22 protein-coding genes are annotated in these 19,783 nt (G+C 59.2%); 12 read left to right on the top strand and 10 right to left on the bottom strand.

Annotated elements, in window-relative coordinates:
- Positions 1 to 634: 634 nt before the first annotated feature.
- Positions 635 to 1,264, top strand: coding sequence for a YiiX/YebB-like N1pC/P60 family cysteine hydrolase (locus DWW03_RS09105; protein WP_118406643.1), 630 nt, complete (start codon positions 635 to 637; stop codon positions 1,262 to 1,264).
- Positions 1,265 to 1,479: 215 nt separating this feature from the next.
- Here the strand turns inward: DWW03_RS09105 and DWW03_RS09100 are convergent, their stop codons facing one another.
- The 3 genes from DWW03_RS09100 to DWW03_RS09090 form a co-directional block, all read right to left on the bottom strand.
- Positions 1,480 to 2,910 (bottom strand): DUF1566 domain-containing protein, encoded by a 1,431-nt coding sequence (locus DWW03_RS09100; RefSeq protein ID WP_147344296.1) that lies wholly within the window; start codon positions 2,908 to 2,910, stop codon positions 1,480 to 1,482.
- 31 nt (positions 2,911 to 2,941) lie between these two features.
- Positions 2,942 to 3,103, bottom strand: coding sequence for a hypothetical protein (locus DWW03_RS16590; RefSeq protein WP_181989614.1), 162 nt, complete (start codon positions 3,101 to 3,103; stop codon positions 2,942 to 2,944).
- A gap of 322 nt (positions 3,104 to 3,425) precedes the next feature.
- A complete protein-coding gene (locus DWW03_RS09090; RefSeq protein WP_022061187.1) occupies positions 3,426 to 4,097 on the bottom strand; it encodes an MgtC/SapB family protein in 672 nt (223 codons plus the stop codon).
- Positions 4,098 to 4,423: 326 nt separating this feature from the next.
- On the opposite strand from DWW03_RS09090, the gene rpmI reads away from it, so the two are divergent.
- From rpmI to DWW03_RS09070, 4 genes are all read left to right on the top strand, one after another.
- Positions 4,424 to 4,618: a 50S ribosomal protein L35 gene (gene rpmI, locus DWW03_RS09085; RefSeq protein ID WP_009598828.1), complete on the top strand. Its 195-nt coding sequence runs from the start codon at positions 4,424 to 4,426 to the stop codon at positions 4,616 to 4,618.
- A 91-nt stretch (positions 4,619 to 4,709) separates the two neighbouring features.
- Complete coding sequence (rplT, locus tag DWW03_RS09080; protein ID WP_010265672.1) at positions 4,710 to 5,054, top strand: 50S ribosomal protein L20; 345 nt, start codon at positions 4,710 to 4,712, stop codon at positions 5,052 to 5,054.
- Between the two features lie 99 nt (positions 5,055 to 5,153).
- Positions 5,154 to 5,336: a hypothetical protein gene (locus tag DWW03_RS09075; protein WP_015546779.1), complete on the top strand. Its 183-nt coding sequence runs from the start codon at positions 5,154 to 5,156 to the stop codon at positions 5,334 to 5,336.
- 16 nt (positions 5,337 to 5,352) lie between these two features.
- Positions 5,353 to 6,561: an MFS transporter gene (locus DWW03_RS09070; RefSeq protein ID WP_118406640.1), complete on the top strand. Its 1,209-nt coding sequence runs from the start codon at positions 5,353 to 5,355 to the stop codon at positions 6,559 to 6,561.
- Between the two features lie 89 nt (positions 6,562 to 6,650).
- On the opposite strand, the gene DWW03_RS09065 is transcribed toward DWW03_RS09070, so the two are convergent.
- A complete protein-coding gene (locus DWW03_RS09065) occupies positions 6,651 to 7,604 on the bottom strand; it encodes a hypothetical protein (RefSeq protein WP_118406639.1) in 954 nt (317 codons plus the stop codon).
- A gap of 379 nt (positions 7,605 to 7,983) precedes the next feature.
- Here DWW03_RS09065 and DWW03_RS09060 point away from each other — a divergent pair, with 379 nt between their 5' ends.
- Complete coding sequence (locus DWW03_RS09060) at positions 7,984 to 8,706, top strand: MBL fold metallo-hydrolase (RefSeq protein ID WP_118406638.1); 723 nt, start codon at positions 7,984 to 7,986, stop codon at positions 8,704 to 8,706.
- Between the two features lie 66 nt (positions 8,707 to 8,772).
- Here the strand turns inward: DWW03_RS09060 and DWW03_RS09055 are convergent, their stop codons facing one another.
- The gene (locus tag DWW03_RS09055; protein WP_118406637.1) at positions 8,773 to 9,180 is read right to left on the bottom strand and encodes a DUF6249 domain-containing protein; all 408 of its coding nucleotides are present in this window, start codon (positions 9,178 to 9,180) and stop codon (positions 8,773 to 8,775) included.
- A gap of 143 nt (positions 9,181 to 9,323) precedes the next feature.
- On the opposite strand from DWW03_RS09055, the gene DWW03_RS09050 reads away from it, so the two are divergent.
- Positions 9,324 to 9,884 (top strand): RNA polymerase sigma factor, encoded by a 561-nt coding sequence (locus DWW03_RS09050; RefSeq protein WP_118406636.1) that lies wholly within the window; start codon positions 9,324 to 9,326, stop codon positions 9,882 to 9,884.
- Positions 9,871 to 10,263, top strand: coding sequence for a hypothetical protein (locus tag DWW03_RS09045; RefSeq protein ID WP_118406635.1), 393 nt, complete (start codon positions 9,871 to 9,873; stop codon positions 10,261 to 10,263). The genes DWW03_RS09050 and DWW03_RS09045 overlap by 14 nt, the downstream gene beginning before the upstream one ends.
- A 57-nt stretch (positions 10,264 to 10,320) precedes the next feature.
- Here the strand turns inward: DWW03_RS09045 and DWW03_RS09040 are convergent, their stop codons facing one another.
- From DWW03_RS09040 to DWW03_RS09025, 4 genes are all read right to left on the bottom strand, one after another.
- The gene (locus tag DWW03_RS09040) at positions 10,321 to 10,635 is read right to left on the bottom strand and encodes a heavy-metal-associated domain-containing protein (protein ID WP_022061180.1); all 315 of its coding nucleotides are present in this window, start codon (positions 10,633 to 10,635) and stop codon (positions 10,321 to 10,323) included.
- A 115-nt stretch (positions 10,636 to 10,750) separates the two neighbouring features.
- Positions 10,751 to 13,117: a TonB-dependent receptor gene (locus DWW03_RS09035; RefSeq protein ID WP_022061179.1), complete on the bottom strand. Its 2,367-nt coding sequence runs from the start codon at positions 13,115 to 13,117 to the stop codon at positions 10,751 to 10,753.
- 66 nt (positions 13,118 to 13,183) lie between these two features.
- The gene (locus DWW03_RS09030) at positions 13,184 to 13,609 is read right to left on the bottom strand and encodes a hypothetical protein (RefSeq protein WP_022061178.1); all 426 of its coding nucleotides are present in this window, start codon (positions 13,607 to 13,609) and stop codon (positions 13,184 to 13,186) included.
- Positions 13,610 to 13,882: a PqqD family protein gene (locus DWW03_RS09025; RefSeq protein ID WP_015546770.1), complete on the bottom strand. Its 273-nt coding sequence runs from the start codon at positions 13,880 to 13,882 to the stop codon at positions 13,610 to 13,612.
- A 119-nt stretch (positions 13,883 to 14,001) separates the two neighbouring features.
- On the opposite strand from DWW03_RS09025, the gene DWW03_RS09020 reads away from it, so the two are divergent.
- The 4 genes from DWW03_RS09020 to DWW03_RS09005 are packed head-to-tail and all read left to right on the top strand — an operon-like array spanning position 14,002 to position 18,718.
- The gene (locus DWW03_RS09020; protein WP_118406634.1) at positions 14,002 to 16,005 is read left to right on the top strand and encodes an ATP-dependent DNA helicase RecQ; all 2,004 of its coding nucleotides are present in this window, start codon (positions 14,002 to 14,004) and stop codon (positions 16,003 to 16,005) included.
- Between the two features lie 59 nt (positions 16,006 to 16,064).
- Positions 16,065 to 16,673, top strand: coding sequence for a 3'-5' exonuclease (locus DWW03_RS09015; protein ID WP_015546769.1), 609 nt, complete (start codon positions 16,065 to 16,067; stop codon positions 16,671 to 16,673).
- Complete coding sequence (locus DWW03_RS09010; RefSeq protein WP_118406633.1) at positions 16,670 to 17,869, top strand: class I SAM-dependent rRNA methyltransferase; 1,200 nt, start codon at positions 16,670 to 16,672, stop codon at positions 17,867 to 17,869. The genes DWW03_RS09015 and DWW03_RS09010 overlap by 4 nt, the downstream gene beginning before the upstream one ends.
- Positions 17,870 to 17,872: 3 nt before the next feature.
- Positions 17,873 to 18,718, top strand: coding sequence for an alpha/beta hydrolase (locus tag DWW03_RS09005; protein ID WP_022061479.1), 846 nt, complete (start codon positions 17,873 to 17,875; stop codon positions 18,716 to 18,718).
- A gap of 41 nt (positions 18,719 to 18,759) precedes the next feature.
- Here the strand turns inward: DWW03_RS09005 and DWW03_RS09000 are convergent, their stop codons facing one another.
- The gene (locus DWW03_RS09000; protein ID WP_015546766.1) at positions 18,760 to 19,614 is read right to left on the bottom strand and encodes a hypothetical protein; all 855 of its coding nucleotides are present in this window, start codon (positions 19,612 to 19,614) and stop codon (positions 18,760 to 18,762) included.
- Between the last annotated feature and the right edge of the window lie 169 nt (positions 19,615 to 19,783).

Raw genomic sequence — 19,783 nt, 5'->3', positions numbered from 1 at the left:
TGCCGCTAGCGTTCATCCTGAGCCAGGATCAAACTCTCCATTGTAAAAAAAATGTTTTGTTATAAATCTTTAGCTCTAATCTCAAAGGTATTGTTTGAAATCACTCTCTTGCAAGAGTGGAAAAAACTTTTAGCTGCTCAAATACTTCAAAGAACGCTGTTCAATATATTACTATAAGAACAATTTCTTTTATTTCTCCGGGGTCCGCCTTTCGGCCTCTCCCGCTGTTCTGACCGCGATTTTTCAGCGAAAAGCGGTGCAAAGATAAGTGTTTATTTTCGAACCACCAAATCTTTTTGAAAGAATTTTTCAGAATTTTTTCAGAACCTTTTTTCGTATCGTTTCGAACCGTGTGTTGCATTCGAAGCGGGTGCAAAGGTAAGTCATTTTTCTGAATCTCCAAAGGATTTCGGAACTTTTTTCAAAATTTTTCAGAACCTGTTTTTGTCGCTTTCGAGCGGTGTTTCTCTCTCGAAGCGGGTGCAAAGATAAGGACTTTTCCAGGCAACTTCCAAATAATTCCGGGACTTTTTTTCGACAATTTTCACGTCTTTTTCTCACCCGATTATGGATCAGCGAGTTAGTTGTAAAAATATTTTAATATCTTTGCAGAAACAATTTCAAAACAATACCCATGCGATTGTTATTATATATAAGTATATTACTGTGCGGCTTTTCCTGCACCCGAAACGCCCCTTGTCTACACCCGGGAGATTTGTTGTTTCAGGTCGGAGAAACATCGGAAATGACCGGAGCGATCACTGCCGCGACAGGCAAAGAGCGACAACTGAACTACTCGCACGTAGGCATAGCGGTGCGGTCGCGCGGGCTCGATTCGGTACTGGAGGCCACGAGCGACGGCGGCGTGCGGGTCACGGCCCTGGGCGATTTTCTGGCACGCTCCGCCCGAATCGACGGACGGCCTGCGGTTACGGTAATGCGTCTGCGCGACACGACGGGCGTCGCAGCAGCGATAGAGCGGGCGCGAAAATTCATCGGACAGCCCTACGATTACTCGTTCCGACCGGACAACGGCAAGATGTATTGCAGCGAACTGGTATGGGAAAGCTACCTTGCCCCGGACGGCAGCAGACGATTTCCGGCCCGGCCGATGAATTTCCGCGCGGCAGACGGATCGTTACCCCGGGTCTGGGCAGAACTGTTTGCCGGATTGGGAGAGGAGATTCCCCAGGATATTCCCGGAACGAATCCCAACGACATGGCACGCGATCCGCAACTCAAAGAGGTCGCCCGCTGCTATTGACATGGCTTTCCTCAAAAGGGCTGCCCGATAAAGGCTCCCAACCTGCATGGTTGCGGAAAGACTGCGGCAAACAAGATGGCAGCGGAGGCAATAGCGGCAGGATAACGCTCCGGGCCTGCAAGAGGCGAAACGGTTTCCGAAAAAACCGGAGGAGGGGGGGGGTAATTAAAAGCCCGGCCTGCGAGGCCGGGCTTCTAATTATACAGAGCGTATGTTTATTTTATCTCGAATTGTGCGATTGCACGGACCGAACCCTCGACGGTAGACTGGCTGGAGAGCGAAACAGTCGCCATAGCCGCCTCCACAGCGTCGTAATAATTGATTTTCTTGGCTCGCGCACTACCCGTCAGCGTGGAACTCCAATAGGCAATACCCAGCATCTCCTGATAGCCGCCCTTATTGATAAGTTCGCCTTGCATATCGAAAAGAGTTGACAACTCGTCTCTTGCAGGCAGATACCAACCGTCGCCCAAAGCCAGCGCTGCGGCAAAAGCAGGATAATCGGCAGAATTTCCCCGAACGGCCTCCGTATTCGCCTTACCGTCCGAAATCGAATTCAGCGCAGCAGCAGAGGGGCCCCAACTATACCAATAATACGTACCGATCTCGTCGGACACCTCCGTACCATTCACCGAGCAGTCCTTCAGCGCAGCAATCTTACCGGATTGCCCGTCCTGTGCGGCCTCAAAGACGATGCCTTTAACATCACCGCCGACAGCGCCGTTAGGATAGATGTCGCCCACTTTATAAACATGCGGAGCAACGGTTCTGACCGTAACGTTTGCAATTCGCGTTATGCTTCCGGCATCAACAGAAAGGCCGTCGGCAATGGTGCGCGTTCTGGACCAAACAGGTTTGGGATTCGTTGAAGACATGACATCCAGCGCCAGATAGCCATAAGATTGGGCAGGAACGACAAAATAGAACGTGTTAGGCTCCCCACCCTTCACTTTATAGTTACCGAGTTCGCGCGAAATCGACTTACCGGCGTTCGCCCCGATACGGAACGACGGCTCACCGTTGACGAACCTCACTTCACCGCTACCAGTAAGATTCGCCGTCGAATTGAGTGTAATCGAACCCAACGCAGCATCAGCATCGGTAGTCAGCGTAACGGCCATAATACCGCACAGGTTCTTAAAGGCAAACCTGACATTCGAAAGGTTGCCGTCCTCCACCGCCGCATAAGCAGCCATCGGAGCCGCACCCTCGGCGATATTGTTCGAAGGCCGGTTTATATTGTTATTCTGCACCGAGTTCAGCGTAATCTGCTTCGAGGCGCTCGAAGAACCGTTGTACAAAGCATAGAATTGAGTACCGTGGACACCCTCTTCGTTACCCACAACTTCGAAAACCGCATTCGGAGTATCCGCTCCGGATTTCAGACGGTACAGCAGCAGCCTCTCCGGCTCCTGCTCGCTCCAGACGGTAATACAATCGCCCGAAGACCAAAACGTTTTAACCTCTTTACCCGCACCGAACTCAACGTCTTCGAGATACGCGCGCGTCGCAGGCAGGCTTGCCGAGATCTCGGCCAGCGTGACGAAATCGTTATTCCCGGCCGGAGCGGGATTCATTTCAGCGACATTATCCGAGCAGGCGGACATCACCAATGCCGAACCTGCAATCATCCAAAGTTTTTTCATGACTTTACCGTAAATTTGGAATTAGACAATGTTATTCCCACTCGCCGTCTCCGGAATCATCCGTCATGCCCCATCCTCCGGAAGCAGACTCTCCGGTCTCGGTCGACACGGCAAATCCCACCTCGACCTTTACATCGACAATCTCAATTTCGGGGACCTGATATCCCCCCCCTCTTTTCTGTAAGGTTCTCATAAGCAAATAATTATTCAAATAATAAAACAAGTGAAAAATATTTTTAGTCAAGTAAATTCAACCTTCGGCGTATCGCATACAAAAACACTGCAAAATTAAATATTAAAATTATTTTTTGCGAATCAAACATATGCATACATATCAGATATTTACATCTTTTTCAGATACAGGCGGCCAATCTGCAAATCGAATGTCATCCGGCTGGTTCATCGGACAATAAAAAAGGCTCCCGGACAATTCCGCCGAAAAGCGGAAACGCCTGCACCTTCACGTAAAGCGACGGAGAAAAACGAAAGCGGCGACCGTGACGGCGAAAACTGCGTCAGACGATCTTTTCGACAGTGATGTCCGGATTTGCGCGCAGCAGGTCGATATACCCCTCCTCGCTGGCCTGCCCCTTGGCCCGGATGACGATCGTGGCGCGGTGCACCACTCCGTCGGAAGTGCGCTGGGTCTCGACTTCGTAGGAGATCACCGAATAGTCCTTGCTTTCGAGGCGCTCGAACATCGCGTCGATGAACTCCTTCTTCGAGGCCGAGAAGACGATCATCGTCCGGCGCCGCCCCAGTCCGCCGAAAACCAGCGTCAGCACCTCCAGTCCGAACAGCGTCAGCGCGGTGGCCGCTCCGGCTACGATATACATATGCGCCCCCGCCGCCAGGCCGATGCCCGCCGTGGCCCAGAGGCTCGCCGCGGTGGTCAGCCCCCGTACCAGCTGCCGGTGAATGATGATCGTGCCGGCCCCGATGAAACCGATGCCGCTGACCACCTGCGCCGCGATGCGGCTGGGGTCGAGACGCAGCCCGTCGTGGGTCGCCAGAAAATCCTCGAATCCGTATTGCGAGACAATCATAATCAGCGCGCTGCCCAGCGCCACCAGGAAATGAGTGCGGAAACCCGCATCCTTAACCCGGTATTCCCGGTCGAGGCCGATGATCGTTCCGCAAAGGCCCGCCACACACAACCGCACGATAAAATTCCATTCCATCTCCATAAGCACTCCGGGCTTCGCCCCGCAAAAATCATACATAAAATTCCGGCATTCCTCCGGGAGAGGTCCCCGGCCGCCGCATCCAGCTCCGCAAAACACGACCGCCGGCGCGTTCCGGGTCCATCCAAAAGTACGGGAAAAACCCGGCCGCCGCAAGACCGGACCGCCGCAAGCCCCGGCAAAGCCTCCCGACCACCCGAAAGCGTCGTTACGACACCAAATGTAAGAAAAAATCCCGGATTGCGAAGAATTTTCGGCGGGAAGGTTGCACTGTGGGAAAAATTTCGTACTTTTGCAGGCTATGTTTAACTAATTAACTATTTACGACAATGCCGAAAATGAAAACCAATGCCGCTGCGAAGAAGCGTTTTACCTTCACCGGCACAGGAAAGATCAAGCGCAAACACGCTTATCACAGTCACATCCTGACCAAAAAGACGACGAAACAGAAGCGCAACCTCTGCTATTCGGGAACCGTTTCTGCGGCCGACGAGGCCAAAATCAAGAACCTGCTCGTTAAGTAATTAACCCGCAGCATTTTATTAATCGGGACGAACCAGCCCCAAAGAATGCGGGAGAACCGTATCGCTGGCAGTCCTCCAAAAACTTTACAATATGCCACGTTCAGTAAACGCTGTCGCGTCACGCGCACGTCGAAAGAAAGTTTTGAAACTTGCCAAAGGTAACTTTGGTTCAAGGGGAAACGTTTGGACCGTTGCGAAAAATACGGTCGAGAAGGGTCTGTGCTATGCCTATGCACACCGCGCCCTCAAGAAGCGGACATTCCGTTCGCTGTGGATCACGCGTATCAACGCCGCCGTCCGCGCCCAGGGAATGACCTATTCACAATTTATCGGCAAACTCAACGCCAAGGGAATCGTCCTCAACCGCAAGGTGATGGCCGACCTGGCAATGAACGAGCCGAAGGCATTCGAGGCAATAGTTAAAGCAGTTAAATAGCCCTTCGCAAGAAGGGTTTTAGCGCGGCGGATACCTTGGTATCCGCCTTTTTTTCTCCGGAATTTTTCCAGGAAGCACTTCCAACCTAAAATAAACCGCATGAAACATCTGACCTTGCTCCTGACGACGGCCTCGAGCCGGCTGCACGCATTCAGCGGCACGGAAAGCGACAATAGGGACCTCGGCACCGGCGCGCTCAAACTTCACACCGACGGGCGGCAGTTCCGGCTATGGAGCGACAAAGCCCGCATGGGTTTCATCCTCCCTAAACTCGGATTCTAAAAGGACAGAACACATCGTGGAAAGCTGGAAAAAAACATTCGCCGTCATCTGGAGCGGGCAGCTGGCCTCGATCCTCAGCAGCGAGGTCGTGGCCTACTCGATCATCTTCTGGATGAGCCTCGAAACAGGCTCGGCCGAGGTGCTGGCCCTCGCAGCCATCGCCGGGATGCTGCCCCAGTCGTTGCTGGGGCCGCTCGTCGGGGTTTACGTCGACCGCTGGGACCGCAAGCGCACGATGATCCTCGCCGACAGCTTCATCGCCCTCTGCACGCTGGCGCTGACGGCGCTCTTCTGGCTCGGCGCAGCCCGGATGTGGCACATCTACATCCTGCTGGCCTGCCGCTCGGCCGGCTCGGCCTTCCACATACCCGCCATGCAGGCGTCGGTCCCGCTGCTGGCCCCCGCATCGCAGCTCACGCGCATCGCCGGAGTCAACCAGATCATCGCCTCGCTGTCGAGCATCGCGGGTCCGGCCCTCGGAGCGCTGCTGATCAACCTCACCTCGATCGGCAACATCCTGCTGTTGGACGTGGCGGGAGCCGCCATCGCCTGCATCTCGCTGCTGTGCGTCCGGATTCCCGACCCGGCGCGCGACACGACGCGCAAACCCGACCTGTGGCGGGAGTTCCGCGAAGGTTTCTCGGCCATGCATGCCATTCCGGGCATGGGATGGTTTTTCACGCTGGCCATCGTCGTATGGTTCTTCATCATGCCCGTCGGGGTGATGTTCCCGCTGATGACGCTCCAGCACTTCGGCGGAGGCGCTTTCGAAATGAGCCTGATCGAAATCGTCTGGGGCGGCGGGGCGCTCGTCGGAGGCGCCGTCATGGGCGCGCGCACCTACCGGGTCAGCCGCATCGTGCTGGTCAACCTGATGTATCTCGTCGTGGGACTCTCGTTCGCGCTGTCGGGGCTTCTGTCGCCTGCGGGATTCCTCTGGTTCGCCCTCTTCACGGCGGCGGCGGGCATCTCCAGCAGCGTGTTCAACGCCTCGTTCGTCTCCGTGGTCCAGACCCGGATCGAAGCGGGCATGCTGGGACGCGTCATGTCGCTCTACCGCAGTTTCGGGCTGCTGCCGGCGGCCCTCGGACTGCTGGGCACGGGATTCCTGGCCGAGAACGTGGGACTCACCACGACCTTCGTCGTCGCCGGAACGATCATCGTCGCGGTGGGCGCGGCGGGATTCTTCATCCCCTCCGTCATGCGGCTCGACCGTAACCCCTGATCCGCCCGCCCGGCACTTGCAAAAAAATGAGGCGCGCATGGAACAACATCCATTCGCGCCTCGCAAGCAAGTCTGAATAAGCCCTTTTATCAATCCTTCGGATAAACGTATCCGTTGTAGCGAATCTTCTGGAAAACCGTATTAGTCGAGCTGTCGTACGACCATTCGTAGGTCACCGACGATGCGGGGAACTGGGTTGTATCATACTCCAGAGGGGAGAGGAAACGGCACTCCTGCGTTCCGCTGATGATCTGCATGCCGCGGTAAACGCCATTGATCAACTCATAGCCCATCCCCACCGCCTGCGTCATGTCGGACGAATAGAGGGTCGGACCCGAAGCGCCGCCTTCGACCTTGAAATCCTTGCCCGAGCAGAGCGAATAGGCCAGGCTCGAATCCTCGGCACGCAGCGTATAGCGGCCGGTCCAGTTGGAGGACGCATCCACATTATCGAGATGGATACCGAACGACGAGGCTCCGATTATATAGGAATCGGCGCCGTCGAAATAGAGCGTAGTCTCCCCTTCATCGAAATTGAACGCCTGCCGCAGACCGGTATTCGTGTAAGCGAACACCTTGAGATCCTGCATCTCGACGGTCCAGGGCGCAGAATAGGAGGATTGGTTCAGCACCTTCGCCCCGTTGGTTTTCACCAGCACGGAACCCGCCATGAAGAAACCGTCGGGCAGCTGGGCTTCGTCGCTGTAAGTGATCAGATAGTCTTCACCCTGCCGTTCGAGTTTCGTATGCGCGCCGAAAAGGGTTTCCCAGACCTTGATCGAGGCGTCGCCCTTTTTGACCACGATCTCCTTCAGGTCTGCGGACAGGACATCCTCGCCCTGCTTATCCGCTTCGGCCAGCAGCATCGCCAGGCGCAAGGCCGCATTGGCCGGCCGCATGGCGAGTTTATCCTGATCCGTCGCCAGCTGATAGATGTACATTCCGGGCTGAACGGGAAGCATCTCCTTCCAGGTATCGTTTTCCTTGATACAGCTCGTGAATGCGAGAGCCGCCAGCGCGATTGTTGCAATAAGTTTATTCATAGGGTATGTTTGGTTAATTTATTCATATAAACGCACCCGGCGGCAATATACTGCGCGGATGCCGTAAAAAATTTCCCTTTATCCGATTTCCGTCCGGTATGCCGGCCTGCAGAAACCCGGCAGCGAACCTTTGGCGCGCCGCGTCGGGGTTTCCAGCTCCGGTTCGGGCGTGCATCGGAGCTGTGCTGCCGCAAAGATAGATTTTTTTTTCGCGTATGCGAAATCTATTTTGCCGTTTCGCCGCAAATTTGTATCTTTATTCCATGATGCTCCGACTGACGACACCCCTTTTTGCCGGACTGCCGGAGCGCCACACGCTGATCGCAGATTTCGCGATCGAACGATTATGAAAACACACAAACCAACCGTATTCATTCTTATGTCACTGCTCTCCATTTTCGGCTGCGGCCGCGCAAAAACCCCCGAATATCCCGCCGACCGGCTCTCCGCCCGCGACGGGACCGAATTCACGATCACCTTTTTCAAGCACGCTTCGCTCGCGATCTCCGTGGGCGGCAAATACATCTACGTCGATCCCGTGAGCGCCAACGCCGACTACGGCGCATTGCCGAAGGCCGACGTCGTGCTGATCACCCACTCGCACTACGACCACCTCGACGTGGCGGCCGTCGAGAAGCTGCTCGCCGCCGACACCGAAATCCTCTGCGACCGGACCTCGGCCGAAGCTTTCGAAATGAACTGCTACACGATGCATCCGGGCAGCGTCGCCACGCCGCGCGACTATGTGAAGGTCGAGGCCGTCGCGGCCTATAACACCACGCCGGGCCATCTGCAATTCCACCCCCGGGAGCGCGAGGACTGCGGCTATGTGCTGACCATCGGCGGCACGCGCATCTACATCGCGGGCGACACGGAACCCACCCCCGAACTGCAGGCGCTCCGAAAGATCGACATCGCCTTTCTGCCCGTGAACCAGCCCTACACGATGACCGTCGACCAGGCCGTCGAAGCGGTGAAAGCGCTGAAACCGGCGATCTTCTACCCCTACCACTACGGCGAGGTGGACGAAAAGACCGACATCGACCGTCTGGTCCGCGAGTTGGAGGGCGTGACGGAGGTCCGCATCCGGCCGATGGAATAGCGGGTACGCCACTGCAAAACAAAGAGCGTCCCGGCGGGACGCTCTTTTCACAGCGGTCCTCCCGCCCTACCTTCTGCGGGAGAGGACGCGCTCTACGATGAACGAGACGATCAGTCCCAGGCCTCCGAAAACGAGCACCGAACCGCCATAAACGGCGCTGCGCGTGTCATAGGACTGGATTTCGGTTATCCGGGTCAGCATAAAGCCGAAAAGCAACCCGGCGCCCAGCCCCAGCAGCAAGCAGCCGGCTTTCAGCGCCCCGGCCGGGATACCCGGAGCAGTTTCGGACGCAGTCCGTATCGTGGCGCCCGTCCGCAGCCCCATCGGTACCAGTTTCAGGTAATCGATCAGCGAACCGGGTTCGAGTTTCCCGATAATCTCGCGCCGCTCGCGGCGGCAGATAAGCAGTTCGAAGAACTTGTAAATTCCCAGCGTGACGATTCCCGTCACCAGCGGGACCATGATAAAATTCATAATCTGTAAAATTAAAAGGTTTCCGATTCTTTTTTTGCGATCTCTGCCCTGTTAGACGCCGAATGTGCAAAAAGGTTACAGACGACGGAAAAACACGGCTCACGTGTAACCTTTTCCGCCGCGGCGCGTCTAACGGAATAACCATGCAAACGGAAGAACAGGAACTGATCCGACGAATCGCGGGCGGAGAGACCCGTCTCTGCGCCCGCCTGGTCGATCGCTACGGAAGAGCGGTTTACACGCTGGCCGCACGGATCGCCGGATGCACGGAGGACGCCGAAGAGCTGACGCAGGACATTTTTCTGAAGGCCTTCTCCAGTCTGGACCGGTTCGGCGGGCGGAGCAGTTTCTCGACGTGGCTCTACCGCATCGCCTACAACACGGCCGTGTCGCACGCGCGGCGCACGCGTCCGAAGCATTACGGCATCGACGAACGGCGGCTGGCGGCTCTGCCCGACAGCGAGGCCGACCGGCTGGAGGAGTGGGCCGAAAAGCAGGAGCGTCTCGACGCGCTGAACCGCGCCGTCGAACGGCTCGATCCCGAGGAACGGGCGCTGGTAACGCTGTTTTACTACGAGGACCGCTCCGTCGGCGAGTGCGCCGCGATCACGGAACTCTCGGAAGGCAACGTCAAGGTGCGGCTCCACCGAATCCGGAAAAAACTATATGTACTGGTAAACGACGAGATGAATGGAACAGAGTGATGCGATACGCCGCGCGGTCCGGCAAGTTCCGCCCCCGGAACTGCCCGCAGGCTTCACCCCGCGGCTGATGGAACGGATGCGGCGTGAGACCCTGCGGCGCGAACGACGCGAAACGTGGCTGCTGACGGCCGGGGGCGCCGGCTGCTTCGCGGCGCTGATCGCCGCCTGCGTGACGACGCTGTGGCCGGACTTCAGGCTGCGAATCACCGACTTCGCCCTTCCCCGCCCCGAACTGCCGCACTTCACGCTGCCGCACTTCGCGCTGTCGGAAGAGGACAAATGGCTGGTTGCAATGTGTGTCTGCATCGCGCTGGTCTTTCTCGCACTGCTGCTCGCCGACCTCGTGATCCGCCGCCGCATCGCCTCCTCCCGGAACTGAAAAACGGGGGAACCTCCCGAAGAGGCTCCCCCGTTTCCGATAACAAACCCGCCGAAGCTATTTCTTCGCAGGGGCTTTCTTGGGTTCGGCCTTCACCTTGATCGTGGCGAACCCCTTGACGATGTTCTCGTCGTTGTTCTTCGAAGCGTCGTAAATCACGGTGACCTCCTTCTTCGGCAGGTCCACCTTCACGTCCTTGATGCCCTTGCCGAGCGACGGAACGTTGTTCATAATCTTCTTCACGCAGTGTTCGCAGTCGATGTCCGTAACGAACACCGTCGTCACCTCTTTCTTCTGCGCCGGTTTGCCGGCCGCAGCGCACATGCCGAGGCCCATCACCAGAGCCAGGCAAATCATCAGAATCTTTTTCATCTTGCTGTTATTTTAAGGTTTCGAAAATTTCATTATCCTGTTTCCGGGCCTCCCCTTTCAAAGGGAGGTTCGGAGGGATTGTCTGCACGGTTCCATACCGGTCTTCAAAACAGTCCTAATAGAGATTAAACCGTAAACCGACATAGAACTTGCGGCCCATGAGCGGCCCCCAGACGTTCATCGAGTTGAACTTGTAGTCGTAGGGGTCCTGCGCATTGAGAATCGGGTCCTTCTGGCGGTAGTCGGCGATATTCTCGCACCCGGCGTAAATGTCGAACTTGCCCACCTTGCGGCTCACCTGCGCGAAGAACATCGGATAACGGGGCGAATAGTAGCTGTCGTCGAGGTCGCCCGTCTGCGTCGGGATGCGTGCCGGACCGTTGAGCTGCGCCGTGGCGTCGAACACCCAGCGGCGGAACTTCGTGGCGTACTGAATGTTGAGCAGCGTCTTGTACTGGCTCACCAGCGGACGCTCCACGCGGGCCGTACCGCCGTCGGCGCGCCTGATCGTCATTTCGCTGTCCGTGTAGCGGAACGTGGCGAAGATGTCGAGCCGCTCGACCGGCGACCACGAGAAGTCGATCTGGTAGGTGTCGGTGTACGAACGTCCGTCGGTGTCGTAGAAAACGATCCGGTCGGCATACATCTCCTGATCGGCCACGACCGAGTTGTAGAACTGCGTGCGGAAATAGTCGAAGCTCAGCGTCGCATCGCCGGGGTTCACCAGTCCGAAAGTCTGCGTAAGGCTTCCGCCGACGGTCAGGGCCTTCTCCATACGGTCGAATTTCCGGAAATCGAACTTCCCCGATTCATTGTCGAGGAACGTGATCGCCCGGCCCGTGGCCAGGACGCCGATATTGTCGGTGATGACGTTCGTCGAACGGTAACCCAGACCGCCCGAGGCGCGGAGCGTCGTCGAGGGGGTGATGTTCCATTTCAGGTGGCCGCGGGGCGTGAGGAAAAAGCGGTCGTAATAGTGATTGTAGTCGCCGCGAAGTCCGGCCACGACCGAGAACTTGTCCTTGATGGCGTAGGTATACTCGGCATAGGCTCCGGCCTCGCGCTCGTTGCGGTCGAAATCGTAGTTGCGGACGCTGTTGGCGGCGATCCACGGCGTGGGATTGAGGAGCTTCTCGCGGTAGTAGTCCAAATGCCCCTGCACGCCGACGATCAGCGACGAACGGTAGGTGAAATAGTGGTTGTACATCAGATTCAGCGCCAGCGAATTCTGGTTGCCCGTGTAGTCGTTCAGCCCGAAATAGGCGTCTTCGCTGAAGTGGTCGAAGTCGGCGACGACCGCCAGGTTCGAGCGCATCTCGTCCTGTTCGTCGGGGTCGTAGACCGCCGGACCGACCGGCATACCGACTTTAAAATAGCCGTTGGCGTTGCGGTTGCGGATGTGCGAACCGTAGAGCGGCATCTTCTTGTCGCCGGCCCGCCAGTCCCAGTCCTTCTCCATCGCCTCGCGCATGGTCCGGGTGTTCTTGTAGTCGAGCATGCCGCCCAGACGATTCTCCTGCACGAACTTCCAGCCCCAGCGCACCTGCGTGCCGTTGTCGGCGGCATAGAGCCACTTGTTGGCCACGTTGATCTGGTCGGATTTCGGCAGGTCGCGGAAGCCGTCGTGGTTGTGGTCCATCTTCCGGGCGTCGGTATCCATCGAACCGTGAAGCAGAATGACGCTCGACAGTTTCTTGTCCTTCGTCACGGGAAAGGCCGTCGAAACATTGGCCTCGGGGCGCAGTTCGTCGTCGAGGTAGAGGTTCACGAACAGCCGCTCGTCGTCCGTCGGCTTGCGGTGTTCGAGGTTGATCTGCCCCGTGATGGCCTCATGGCCCGCCGTGACCGAAGCCACGCCCTTCGACACCTGGATCGAGTTGAGCCACATGCCGGGCGTGTAACTCAATCCGTAGGGAGCGCTCAGGCCGCGCATGATCGGGCGGTTCTCGTCGAGAATCTGCGTATAGGTTCCGGCCAGCCCCAGCATCTTGATCTGCCGGGCGCCGGAAATGGCGTCGCTGTAACCGACGGTCACCGAAGCCGAATTCTCGAACGACTCGGCCAGGTTGCAGCAGGCCATCTTGCAGAGACCCGCAAAGGAGATCATCTCGCCCTTGACGATGCCGTCGCGCTTGACGAAGTTGCCGCTTAAATTGCCCTCGACGACGACGCCTTCCAGCGCCACGCCCTCCGAACGGAGCGCGAACGCGACCTTGTCGACGCCGTTTTTCACGTCCAGCGTGTCGTTGACGAAGCCCAGATACGAGGCCACGAGCTTGTCGTAGCCCTTTACGCGGTGAAGGAGGAACGCACCCTGGGCGTCGGTGCTGGCTCCGATGGTCGTACCGGCCCAGTAGACCGAGGCGCCGACAAGCGGTTGATTCTCGGCATCGCGGACCACGCCCCGCAAATCCTGCGCACGGAGCGAACCGCACGCGGCGAGGGCGAAAAATGAAAATACAGTGATTTTGAAAAATTTCATGGAAATTCCGTTATTGGTTAAAACTGATTACGGACCGGCGTACACGACACCGGTCCCGAAGGAGTCTTAAGCCAATACGGGAGGAGCGCGGAAGCCGACGGAGAGTGTCGAGGCTTCCCGGACGAAAGGCGTTCGCCTCTCGGCGACCTTCTCGCGCAGAAAGGGAACATGCGCGGGACACGGGCACTCTGCGGCGAGCGCAGGCGGCAGGTCGAGGACGATGCAGCGGGTATACCGCTCGTTGTTGTCGAAAGACGAGGAAACGTAGAGTTCGATTTCGGTCGAATGGTGGTTGCCGCAGCAGGGTGCGCGCATCTCACCGCCGGCCGCGGCCGGAAGGTCCGCCACATGGAGGCAATGGCAGCAGCACGCATGCTCCGTGCGGGCCTTCATTGCCACGCACTTGCACGTCAGCGACGCCAAAGCCGTCCCCGCCGTCGCAAAAAGATAGACGGCGAGCAGCAGCAGCGATATGGACCTTTTCAATTTCATCTACTCTTCCACGATTCCGCATTCGGCGAGGCTCGCGATCCACCGCCCGGCATCCTTCCGGGCCGTGTCGGCGTCGACCTCGTAACGTTCGGTGAGCAGCAGCGCGGCATCCGCAGCCGTAAACTCGCGTCCCCGCAGCTTCTCCCACAGATACATCGACGAAGGATTGAGCGACACGATGCGTGTCATATCGGCGGCGCCTCCGCGCCCCGGCATCACGATCACGTGCTCGCCGGCCATCTCCCGGACTTTGAATTCTTCGCGTATCTTCATCTGTCGAACGTTCTGATCTTCGCAAAAGTATAAAAAAATCTCCAATCCGCCTAATTTTTTTACAAAACGGCTTGCAAACGGCTTTTGCCCCGTCCCTTCTTTTTTTATACCTTTGTGTTATGAAACCCGCACCGGACAGGATATACGACACGCTGAAACGCTACTGGGGCTTCACGGAGTTCCGTCCCGTGCAGCTGGAGATCATCCGCTCCGTCCTGGAGGGCCGCGACACGCTGGCGCTGATGCCCACGGGCGGCGGGAAATCGCTCACGTATCAGGTTCCGACCCTCGCCCGCGAGGGGCTGTGCATCGTCGTCACGCCGCTCATCGCCCTGATGAAGGACCAGGTCGACCGGCTCCGGGCGCGGGCCGTCCCGGCCGTTGCGATCCATTCGGGCCTTTCGCCGCGGCAGATCGACATCGCGCTGGACAACTGCGCCTACGGCGACGTGAAATTCCTTTACGTGGCCCCCGAGCGGCTGGCGACCGAGGCGTTCCGCCTGCGCGTCGTGCGCATGAACGTACAGTTGATCGCCGTCGACGAGGCCCACTGCATCTCGCAGTGGGGCTACGACTTCCGGCCCTCGTACCTGCGCATCGCCGAGCTGCGCGAAAAACTCCCCGGCGTCCCCGTGCTGGCGCTCACCGCCTCGGCCACGAAAACAGTGGCCGACGACATCATGCGCCACCTGAAATTCCCCGAACCGCACATTCTGCGCAGCAGTTTCGCGCGCCCCAACCTCTCGTACAGCGTCCGCCGCACCGACGACAAGAACGGACAGCTGCTGCGGCTGGTCCGCAACGTCCCCGGCACGGGCATCGTCTACGTCCGCACGCGGGAGGGCACCGAGCAGATCGCCGACCTCCTGCGTCAGGAGGGCACGACGGCCGCCGCCTACCACGGCGGACTGGGACACGCCGAGCGGTCGCTGCGGCAGGAGGAGTGGCTCTCGGGCAAGACGCGCGTGATGGTGGCCACCAACGCCTTCGGCATGGGCATCGACAAAGCGGACGTGCGGTTCGTGGTCCACTATGCGATGTGCGACTCGCTCGAAAGCTACTACCAGGAGGCCGGCCGCGCGGGCCGCGACTCACAGCGTGCCTATGCCCTGCTGCTCGTGGCCTCGGACGACAGCGACCGCATCGCGCGGCGTTTCGAGCAGGAGTTCCCTCCGCTGGAGAAGATCAAGGAGATCTACGAACGGATCTGTTCCTACCTGCAAATCGGCATCGGCGACGGCGGCGAAGCGTCGTTCCTGTTCAACATACACGACTTCTGCGCCCGCGAGCGCCTCTATTCGGGAACCGTCACGAGCGCCCTGAAACTGCTCCAGCAGAACGGCTACATGACCCTCACCGACGCACAGGAGAACCCCGCGCGGGTGATGTTCTGCGTCAGCCGCGACGAGCTGTACAAACTCCGCGTGCAGCGCGACGAACTCGACCACTTCATCCGCACCCTGCTGCGGCTCTACAACGGCGTCTTCACCGAGTTCCGCCCCATCGACGAGGGCGAACTGGCCACTTGGAGCGGCTACACCGTCCAGCGGGTCAAGGAGCTGCTCAAACGGCTCTGGCAGCTGCGCGTGATCCGCTACATCCCCTCGAACCGCTCGCCCATCCTCTTTATGAACGAGGAACGCCTTCCGCGCGCCGACCTCTACATAGCCCCCGAGACCTACAAGCGGCGGCAGGAGCTGATGCGCGAACGCTTCGAACAGATGATCGCCTACGCCGCCAACGAGCAGGAGTGCCGCAGCGCCGTGCTGGAGCGGTATTTCGGCGAGGAAAACCCCGCGCCGTGCGGGGTCTGCGACATCTGCCTGGCCCGCAAACGGGCCGCGAAAGCCGCCGCCCGGGAGGCCGGAACCGCTCCCGGAACCGCTCACCCCGGAGCGGCAGGCGATGCGCCCGGCTCCGAAAGCGCCCTGCGCGAAAAACTCCTGGCGCGCCTCGCCCGGTCCCCGGCCGACCCGCACCGGCTCGCCGCCGAACTGGCCTGCCCGCCCGAACGGCTGGCCGAAGCGGTGCGCGAACTGCTCGGGGAAGGGGCGGTCCGGACCTTCGCAGACGGACGCATCGCGCTTTTCAGCGGTCCCGACGGCCCGGACAAGGCAAAATAGCGCGCCGAAGAGCCGCTTTTCTGAAAATAAATGCATAAATTTGTGGGAATTTTCACCGCATGACCACAGTTAACAACTTCATTGATAAAATCAGCAACGAGCAGACCGCCCTGCTCCCGGCCGTAGAGTTCCGGGGGGAGATCCGCATCGTCGAACACGAACGCGACATCGCCGCGGCCTGCAAAACGCTCGCCGAGCAGCCCGTCATCGGCTTCGACACCGAGACGCGCCCCTCGTTCCGCCCGGGCGTCACGTTCCGCGTATCGCTGCTGCAACTCTCCACGCCGACAGTCTGCTACCTGTTCCGGCTCAACAAGATTCCGCTGGCCAAGCCCATCCTGCAACTGCTCGAAGACAGGCGGATTCTCAAAATCGGCGCCGACGTGGCGGGCGACCTGCGCTCGCTGCGCCAGATCCGCCACTTCCGCGACGGGGGCTTCGTCGACTTGCAGGGCATCGCCCCCGAGTGGGGCATCGGGGAGAAGAGCCTGCGCAAGCTCTCGGCCATCGTGCTGGGCCGGCGCGTCTCGAAAGCCCAGCGGCTGAGCAACTGGGAAGCCGCGACCCTCACGGACAAACAGCAGCTCTACGCCGCGACCGACGCATGGGTCTGCACCCGCATTTACGAACAGCTGCTCCGCACACCGAAAAAACCGATCCGCAAATGATACCGCAAATTTACCTGCGCAAAGGCAAGGAGGAATCGCTTCTGCGCCGCCACCCGTGGATTTTCTCGGGCGCCATTGATCACATCAAAGCCGAGGAGGAGTCCGATTTCGCCGAAGGGGCGCTCGTCGAGGTCTACACCCGGCAGGGCGAATTCATGGCCCTGGGCCACTACCAGGTGGGGTCGATCGCCGTGCGCGTGCTCACGTTCGAGCGCGAGGCGATCGACCAGGCGTGGTGGAACCTCCGGATCGCCGTCGCCTACGACGTGCGCCGCACGCTCGACCTCACGGACAACCCCGCGACGACCTGTTATCGCCTGGTCCACGGCGAGGGCGACTCGCTGCCGGGCCTCGTCGTCGACATCTACGGCCCGGTCGCCGTCATCCAGTGCCACTCGGCGGGCATGTACCACGCGCGGATGCAGATCGCCGAGGCGCTGCGCACGGTCTACGGCGCGCGCCTCACGGCCATCTACGACAAATCATCGCAGACGCTCCCCTTCAAGGCCGCCCTCGGAGCCGTCGACGGCTACCTGTGGGGAACCTCGGACCATGCGTCGCACATCGTTCTGGAAAACGGCGAGCGGTTCTGCGTCAACTGGGAAAAGGGACAGAAAACGGGCTTCTTCCTCGACCAGCGCGAAAACCGCCAGCTGGTCAAACGCTACGCCAAGGGCCGCACCGTACTCAACACCTTCTGCTACACGGGCGGGTTCTCGGTCTACGCCCTCTCGGGCGGCGCCGGGGAAGTCTGCTCGGTGGACTCTTCCGAGCGCGCCGTGGCGCTGGCCACGGAGAACATGCAGCTCAACTTCGGCGACAATGCGGCCCACTCGGAGGTCGCCGCCGACGCGGTGGACTACCTGAAGGACATCGGCGACAAATACGACCTGATCATCCTCGACCCGCCGGCCTTCGCCAAGCACCACAAGGTGCTGGGCAACGCCATGCAGGGCTACAAGCGGCTCAACGCCCGGGCCTTGTCGCAGATCCGCCCCGGGGGCATCCTCTTCACGTTCTCCTGCTCGCAGGCCGTCACGAAAGAGCTGTTCCGCACGACGGTCTTTTCCGCCGCCGCCATCGCAGGCCGCAAGGTGCGCATCCTGCACCAGCTGACCCAGCCCGCCGACCACCCGATCAACATCTACCATCCCGAAGGCGAATACCTCAAGGGACTGGTGCTTTATGTAGAATAAGCCATGAAAAAACTGCTGACCACCGCCCTGCTTGCGCTCACCGCGGCCCTGACGGCCGGAGCGCAGAGCCGCACCGAAGTCTACACCTTCCCGAGCGAGGTCCTCGGGGCCGAAAAGAGCTGCACGGTCTACCTGCCCGACGGCTACGACCGCTCGCAGGAGTCCTACCCCGTGCTCTACCTACTGCACGGCGCCAGCGGCTGCCACACCGACTGGACACAGAAAGGCGACCTGCGCCGCATCGCCGACGAAGCCATCGCCGCAGGCATGGCCCGACCGATGATCGTCGTCATGCCCGACGCCTCGGGCGAAGGCCCGAAACGCACGGGCAGACACATGGGCTATTTCGACGTTCCGGGCTGGGACTACGAACGGTTCTTCTTCGAAGAGTTCATGCCCGCCGTCGAAAAACGCTACCGCATCGCCTCCGACAAGGCGCACCGCGCCGTTGCGGGGCTGTCGATGGGCGGCGGCGGCACGGCGGTCTACGCCCTGCACCACCCCGAACTGTTCGGCTCGGCCTGTTCGATGAGCGGCCTGCTGGACATGTTCCCCGGCCGCCGCAGCTACGACAACGCCTTCCAGCAGTCCGTCGCCGACAACTCGCCCGTGGCCCTGCTGCGCGGAATGACCGCCGAACAGCTCGACGGCGTGCGCTCGGTCCGCTGGTGGGTCGACTGCGGCGACGACGATTTCCTCTGGAAATGCAACGTCGATTTCTACACGCTCATGCGCGAGCGCGACATTCCCCTGCAATACCGCATGCGCGACGGCGGCCACACCTGGCGCTACTGGCAGACGGTGCTGCCCGACGCGCTGACATTCGTTTCGAACGGATTCGGCAAATGACGACACAAAAAAAGGGCTTCCGTAGGAAGCCCTTTTTCGTTTCAGCGGTACAACACCGCCGCCAATGCCGCCGGATCGCCCGGCAGTCCGGGCCAGGCTGCGGAAAGTGCGGCCGCAAGCGCTCCGGCATCGGCATTCTCCGCGACGAGGGATTTCAGTTTTTCGAGATAAGCGATCTGGAACTCCACCTCGGCCGGTGTTGCGGGTGCGCCGTGCCCTCCCACGAAGAGCGTGCAGCCCGACGCCGCAGCGGCTTTCAGCGCCGCAAGCTGCGCATCGACCGCCTCCGGTCCCGTGATTTGAAGCGGGGATAAGTGGGCCTTCGCCGGAGCGAAATGCGTGTAGCAAACCCGGCCGCCGATCACCACGCTCGAAGCCGGAAAATCGGACGACGCACCCCGTGAAAAATCGAAAGCAACTCCGGCCCATATCCGGCGGCCCTCGGCCGGCACTTCTTCGTGCCCCGCGTGTTCACGCAGGTCTATCGCATCGCCGAACGCCGCTTTGAAGCCTTCGAGCATGCCACCGTAAACGGCCCCCTTCGCAAATTCGGACATTCCCTCGACCAGCACGACCTGACCGGGCGCATAATCGGCCACGCCGCCCACATGATAGTCGGCCACGACCTTCACGACGGGTTTTCCCAGTCCTTTCAGGTATCCGGCAAACTCTTTCAGGTTCTCTTTGAAGAGGGGCATTTCCAGTATCACCAGTCCGTCGCGGCCTTCGACGACGGTCGTCGCATCGCCCAACGCATCCTGCGTCAGGTAGACATGAAGCCGAAACCCGTCCATGTCATACGTCTTCACCTCACCTTTCAGCAGCGCCGCAGCGCCCTGCGCTCCGAACACGCCGCTGCCTGCCAGGAGCGACACGATCCATAAAATCTTTTTCATCGCATTAACAATTTAGAAATGAATATTAGTTACTTTCAGTAATATGATTACTATTATTTACCGCAAAGGTAAAGCAACGGTTGCGGATATGCAAGAAGGCACCTGCCGATCAGTAGGTTACCTTCGTGTAACGAATATTCGGAATGAGGCGATTAAATCGGTGAAAAAA

The sequence above is a fragment of the Alistipes sp. AF14-19 genome (genome assembly GCF_003461645.1).
GTDB lineage: Bacteria > Bacteroidota > Bacteroidia > Bacteroidales > Rikenellaceae > Alistipes > Alistipes shahii.
The sequence above is the reverse complement of the archived record's forward strand: the minus strand, read 5'-3'. Positions and strand labels throughout refer to the sequence as shown.